We start from the raw sequence: 5395 nt of genomic DNA on the forward strand, positions 1-5395 counted from the left end.
TGTTCGACGAGATTCATACTTGTTAGTTATCCATTTTTCTCCACCCTCTATAAATCATTATTATTTTTCTCTCGTTGTATGAAACCACCCTGCCCTGCTCTCCTGCTCCCCTGCTTCCCTCATCTCCCCACTCCCCAATTACGGAAGATTATCAGGATCAATGCCGAGATTACGCAAATATGCTGCTAACTGTTCAGCGCGTTGACGTTCTTGTTTTAGCAATAACTCAGCCTGTTCTACCCGTTGATTGAGTTCCAGGGAGTTCAAAAATCTCTGTCCATCTGGACGGTAAATTACTAACTCTCCAAGCCCCGTTTGAAATCTAATTCCTAAGTGGGGACTGAGCCAACCATCCATTTGCCATAGCTTATTCAAATGGTTGTTTTGCCGCAACCAGCCATCTAGTTGAAAACTTTCAGGGTCATATAAATAATATTCTTCAACACCATAAGTATCGTAAAATTCCAGCTTACGCTCCATCTCCTTAGTATCATTACTATAAGAAAGAATTTCAAAGACTACTTGCGGTGATATATTATCTTCTTGCCACTGACGATAAGAACTACGTTTTCCCTTTGGTCTACCGAAGACAACCATCACATCAGGTGCAGTCGGTGTAATCAGCCGAGAACGGACGGGATACCAGAGCAAATCTCCTGCAATCAAAACATTGTCATTATTAGCAAACAGAATCTCTAAATTCTCCTTAATCAGGATAATCCAACGATATTGCTCTGTATTGTCTGCCATTGGTTTGCCGTCGCTATCTGGATAGAGGAGATCGGGGTCTATTTGCTCAAAGATTGTCATCAGATTTAACCCAGCGGCTCTTGACTTCCAATTCAATTATGACTGCTTCTAGAAGTCTAATAGCAACGACTGCACTAAAAACCTTAGAATGAGTAGGGTGTATTTAAATCTGTAACAAATATTTATGCCTCCTCGTTGGCCTCGCAAACCCGATCGCAAAGACCCTGATTACCGCAAGATTGATGACCGGATGAATTTTGCCGTCCACGTAGCGATCGCTGCTACGATTAATTCTGGCTTGTGGTTTTTCCACATATTGAAAAGCACTACCTGGGACTGGCTGCCGTTATTTACTGCGAGTTGGACAGGCATAGTATTAGTGCATCTGATTTATATTAGTGCGATCGCTAATTACAGCGAAACTCCACCTAAATCCACCTGAAGACGGACTGCTGATGCTGGGGCGATTGTAACCTGTGGTAGTAGAATCAGCCTATTAATTGAGCGATAATGTAGAAAAGCCTGAGATTTCGCACTCTTTCTTAACGTAGGGTTATTTTTATGGCAAAGACTAATACCACAGAACTACTGGAAGCCCTAGCAGCTGAAATTGGCGAAAATGTCTACATAGACATTGCCAAATGGCATCTTTATTTATCTAATGCCAAACTGCACACCCTTGTTGCGGAACAGTTGTATCCCTTAATTACTTCCAACAATGTAAGTGAAGATCGAGTTTTAAAAGTCTTGAAATCAATTACAGTAAAAATTGGCGGGGGTAGAAGCGAACTTCCTTTAAGTGATTTATTGCCACTGCAATGCCAAGTAACATTAGTTGATATTTTAGAAAAATATCAACGCGAAATCTAATCTCTACAACCAAGATTATTTGAATTAGACAACTTTCTCAGTCAGTATTTCCTAATTTGAAATGCTGAATTGAGGATTAATTTGTCGTGTCAATTTTATAAAGATAAAAACCATAGAGACACATACATAGATAAATTTTGTGTAATTTATTTATGCATATCTGGTAAAAATTTCCTTGAACAATTAAGGAATCTCGACCTTCTAAATTGGTTGAGACGAGAATGAGTTTATCTTAAACTTGCTCTTAACTTTCATGCAAATTTATTGAGGCAATTTCTATGCTTTTACAAGTCAAAGATAGTGGCGAATTGGTAAAAATTGTTGAAATTCAGGAATTAATTGACCCGAATACTGATGTTGTTCAGGCAAAAGATCAAGAAGGTCAAGAAGAACAGCAACCTGAAACTTTCAAAAAACAAAATCTCGTTTTTCCTTCAGGGGAAGTTCTACCACGCTGCTGGATAGATGCTGACTATAGACACGGCAACGGTTAATGATTTTAAAATGAGATAATTGGTAATGGAAGTAAACTATTAGCAATTATCATTAGTAGGGGCGCACATCTGTGCGCCCCTATTGCTATGTGCCAGTTGATGATACTTCTTGTTCTGCTAATGTCGCCTTTTCATTCTGCTGAAACTTTGGGAAAAATCTCTTAGTAATCCAGTCAGTTAAAATGTGAGACAGTAATCCCAACGGGCCAGCGAACAAAGATAAAGTCAGAGAGTGAATTGTCCAAACACCTGTTTTCTGTCCTTCCCAATAAATCCAGCGGCCGACAAATAAATCCATCACTAAAAAATGAATCCAACCTGTTGCCGCAGCTGTTTCATCTGCAAAAAATCGCGCAATATCAGCTAATTGAGGATTCGATAAAGCTTGAGCATTTTCTGGAGTAATGCTGTTAATAAACAAATATAAATATGTCCCTGCTAACAGCACAAATGGTAAATATGATGACATTATCCACCGTGTGACTTTCCAGTTCGGCAATAAAATCATCAACGCCCAAAATGGCAAGACAAAAAGGTTGGCAACATTAAATAGTTGAGAAATCGTCATATATTTGTAAAGTGAAGAATTTTTGTTTTGAATTAACTAATTATTCATAACTAGTAACTCTCAGGAGAAAGATCCCCGACTTCTTAAAGAAGTCGGGGATCTGGGTATAATTATAAAGCTACAAGTTGTGATTCGATTTCTGAAGAATTCAAATCACGCCCGATGAAAACTAAGCGCGTTTGCCTAGCTTCTTCTGGTTTCCAGGGGCGATCGTAAAATTTATCAAATCGGGTTCCCACGCCTTGCATCACTAAGCGCATAGATTTATTAGGCACTGCGACAAAGCCTTTAATCCGGTAAATTTCTTGTTGTTGTACCAATGTTTGCAACTGCTGTTGCAGCTTTTCGGGGTCAAAGGTACGATCCAAAATTAAATTAGTTGAGGTGATTTCTTCGTCGTGATTGTGGTCTTCTTCAGTATCGTGATGACTAGGACGAGAATCTAAATTGTCTTCGACTGCGGCTTGGAATCCTAATAATATAGATGCGTCTAGTTGAGAACGATCGCTCTCGACAATTTTCACCACTCTGGGCAACTCTTGCTTAATCAATTCCTCAACTCTGGCTTTTGTCTCGGCATCTACCAAGTCAATTTTATTTAACACCACCAAGTCTGCACAAGCAAGTTGGTCTTCAAACAGTTCTTGCAAAGGTGTTTCGTGTTCTAGATTATCATCTGCTTGTCGCTGGGCTGCGATCGCATCTGGATCGCTGGCAAATGTCCCCGCTGCTACCGCCGCACAATCCACCACGGTAATCACCGCATCCACAGTGGCGGCGTTGCGAATTTCTTGCCAGCGAAAAGCTTTCACCAGCGGTTTTGGTAAGGCTAAACCAGAGGTTTCAATCAAAATGCAGTCAATGCTATCTCGCCGCTTAATTAACTCTTGCATCGTCGGGTAAAACTCTTCCTGTACAGTGCAGCATAAGCAGCCGTTGGTTAATTCAAAGATATTAGTGTCACCCTCACCATCTTCGGGGCAAATTTGACAAGATTTTAACAATTCGCCATCAATACCGAGTTCGCCAAATTCATTGACTAAAACGGCAATACGCCGTCCTTCGTTGTTTTGTAGCAGGTGGCGAATTAGGCTGGTTTTTCCACTACCCAAGAAGCCTGTGATTACTGTGACAGGAATTTTCGTAGCCATATTTTTGCCTGATTTACCCAGTATGGTAAGTTTTACGGGTTACAAACTTAAATACTGAGATTAAGCTTGGTTTGAAGATTGACTTAGTTATTTTAAGCTGAAAGTCTATGGTAAACCTGAAAATATTCCCGTTTTTGTTGAGTTTAGGTTTGGCTTTAATTCCTCAAATCAGTGCGGCACAAACGATAGAAGAGTTGGAACAAAAAGCAACATCTGCCGAAGAGGTGAAAAATTATGAAGAAGCCGCTAATATTTGGCGGAGTTTGATTGAACGGGATGCCAAAAACAGCTCCGCTTACGCCAAGCTGGCAGATGTCCTATCTAACCAAGGCAAGATTGCAGAGACGATCGCTGCTTATCACCAAGCGTTGCAATTAAATCCCAATTCCGAGATTTACATCAATTTAGGTAATTTTCTCGCAAAAAAGGGACGACCCACAGAAGCGATCGCCGCTTTTCGTCAAGCTATCAAACTTGAGCCTAACAGTAAAACGTATTACTACTACACTTTAGCTTCACAGCTGATGGAAATTGGTAATACACAGGAAGCACTATTAGCTTACCGTCAAGCGCTGAAACTTCAGCCGGATGCAGATAATTACAACAATTTAGGTGATATCTTGCGTAAATTAGGCAAACGAGAAGAGGCGATTGCTGCTCACCGTGAGGCCTTGAAAATTGATCCCAAGAGTTATCTGGCTTACTACTATCTGGGTGAAATACTGGAATATAAAGAAGCAGTTGCTATCTATCGTCAAGCAAGTAAAAATGACTCCACAAATGAAGTCTATTATGAGCGTTTGGCATCACTTTCATTAGAGCGTGGCTTCGTCAATGAAGCGATCGCTGCTTACCGCCAACTAATTAAAATCAAACCTGAAGCTTCAACATATATACAACTGGCCGATATCTTGATGAAACAAGAAAAACCAGAAGAAGCGATCGCTCTTTACCGCCAAGCTGCTGCCAAAGAACCTACGGATTATTATTACAGTAACTTGAGTCAAGCACTAGCTCAACAGGAGAATCTAGATGAAGCTTTAGGAATTTGCCAAAAGGTGGTAAAAACTGGTGAAGGCAGTTATGACACCTGCTCCAATATCAATTTGCCACTTTACAAACAAAAAGGCTTTACTGCTGTCATGGCTTTTTATCAGCCGCTAGCGAATATGATTCCACGTCGAAAAATGGCTGAACTTTACATCAAACTTGGCCGAGAGATTTCCTATGATGAATCTAGTGATAGCTCAAAACAAGAGGCCACAGCAGTTTTTCGGCAAGCATTAAAAATAGATCCAGAAAACGCTGATGCTCAAGACGCTCTCAAGACCTTAATCGCTGAATAAAGGATTTCTAACAAACAAATTAGGCCTTACTGATTTATGGGATAATTTCACCTAGAGAAATAGCATTCACGCCGAAGTCTTAGTGAAATAATCGATACAATTCAATACCAAAACCCTAATGTAACGTGAGTTCGACGGATAGAAAACGGCGAAAAGCTTGCTAGATATGAAAAATGAGAAACTAGACAGGTGTTGCGATCGCTAAAATTGATTGAG

At 40.2% G+C, this 5395-nt stretch carries 7 protein-coding genes; 4 read left to right on the forward strand and 3 right to left on the reverse strand.

The genetic code is table 11. From position 1 onward, the window contains the following. Nucleotides 1-138 precede the first annotated feature (138 nt). Nucleotides 139-810 carry a Uma2 family endonuclease gene (locus V7K53_RS29760; protein ID WP_335201086.1) on the reverse strand — a complete coding sequence of 224 codons (672 nt, stop codon included), beginning with the start codon at nt 808-810 and terminating at the stop codon, nt 139-141. Nucleotides 811-934: 124 nt separating this feature from the next. Between V7K53_RS29760 and V7K53_RS29765 the strand changes: the two genes are divergently transcribed. The 3 genes from V7K53_RS29765 (at nt 935) to V7K53_RS29775 (ending at nt 2114) form a co-directional block, all read left to right on the forward strand. Continuing rightward, the gene (locus V7K53_RS29765; RefSeq protein WP_292731724.1) at nt 935-1192 is read left to right on the forward strand and encodes a hypothetical protein; all 258 of its coding nucleotides are present in this window, start codon (nt 935-937) and stop codon (nt 1190-1192) included. A 119-nt stretch (nt 1193-1311) separates the two neighbouring features. Continuing rightward, nucleotides 1312-1620, forward strand: coding sequence for a DUF3181 family protein (locus V7K53_RS29770; RefSeq protein ID WP_335201082.1), 309 nt, complete (start codon nt 1312-1314; stop codon nt 1618-1620). 278 nt (nt 1621-1898) lie between these two features. Then, a complete protein-coding gene (locus V7K53_RS29775) occupies nt 1899-2114 on the forward strand; it encodes an acetyltransferase (protein WP_292731719.1) in 216 nt (71 codons plus the stop codon). A gap of 85 nt (nt 2115-2199) precedes the next feature. On the opposite strand, the gene V7K53_RS29780 is transcribed toward V7K53_RS29775, so the two are convergent. Both V7K53_RS29780 and cobW read right to left on the reverse strand, forming a co-directional pair. Continuing rightward, entirely contained in the window at nt 2200-2682 is a 483-nt protein-coding gene (locus V7K53_RS29780; RefSeq protein WP_335201083.1) for an ABA4-like family protein, read from the reverse strand. 110 nt (nt 2683-2792) lie between these two features. Then, on the reverse strand, nt 2793-3833 hold the full coding sequence (gene cobW / locus V7K53_RS29785) for a cobalamin biosynthesis protein CobW (protein ID WP_335201084.1): 1041 nt from the start codon (nt 3831-3833) through the stop codon (nt 2793-2795). A gap of 107 nt (nt 3834-3940) precedes the next feature. Between cobW and V7K53_RS29790 the strand changes: the two genes are divergently transcribed. Next, a complete protein-coding gene (locus tag V7K53_RS29790) occupies nt 3941-5179 on the forward strand; it encodes a tetratricopeptide repeat protein (RefSeq protein ID WP_335201085.1) in 1239 nt (412 codons plus the stop codon). Nucleotides 5180-5395: the final 216 nt, after the last annotated feature.

The sequence above is a fragment of the Nostoc sp. genome, assembly GCF_036917355.1.
In the GTDB taxonomy this organism is placed as follows: domain Bacteria; phylum Cyanobacteriota; class Cyanobacteriia; order Cyanobacteriales; family Nostocaceae; genus Nostoc.

Excerpts from the sequence above, each read along its gene's own strand:
- V7K53_RS29760 (WP_335201086.1), bottom strand. The coding sequence starts at position 810 with ATGACAATCTTTGAGCAAATAGACCCCGATCTCCTCTATCCAGATAGC.
- V7K53_RS29765 (WP_292731724.1), top strand. The coding sequence starts at position 935 with ATGCCTCCTCGTTGGCCTCGCAAACCCGATCGCAAAGACCCTGATTAC.
- V7K53_RS29770 (WP_335201082.1), top strand. The coding sequence starts at position 1,312 with ATGGCAAAGACTAATACCACAGAACTACTGGAAGCCCTAGCAGCTGAA.
- V7K53_RS29775 (WP_292731719.1), top strand. The coding sequence starts at position 1,899 with ATGCTTTTACAAGTCAAAGATAGTGGCGAATTGGTAAAAATTGTTGAA.
- V7K53_RS29780 (WP_335201083.1), bottom strand. The coding sequence starts at position 2,682 with ATGACGATTTCTCAACTATTTAATGTTGCCAACCTTTTTGTCTTGCCA.
- cobW (WP_335201084.1), bottom strand. The coding sequence starts at position 3,833 with ATGGCTACGAAAATTCCTGTCACAGTAATCACAGGCTTCTTGGGTAGT.
- V7K53_RS29790 (WP_335201085.1), top strand. The coding sequence starts at position 3,941 with ATGGTAAACCTGAAAATATTCCCGTTTTTGTTGAGTTTAGGTTTGGCT.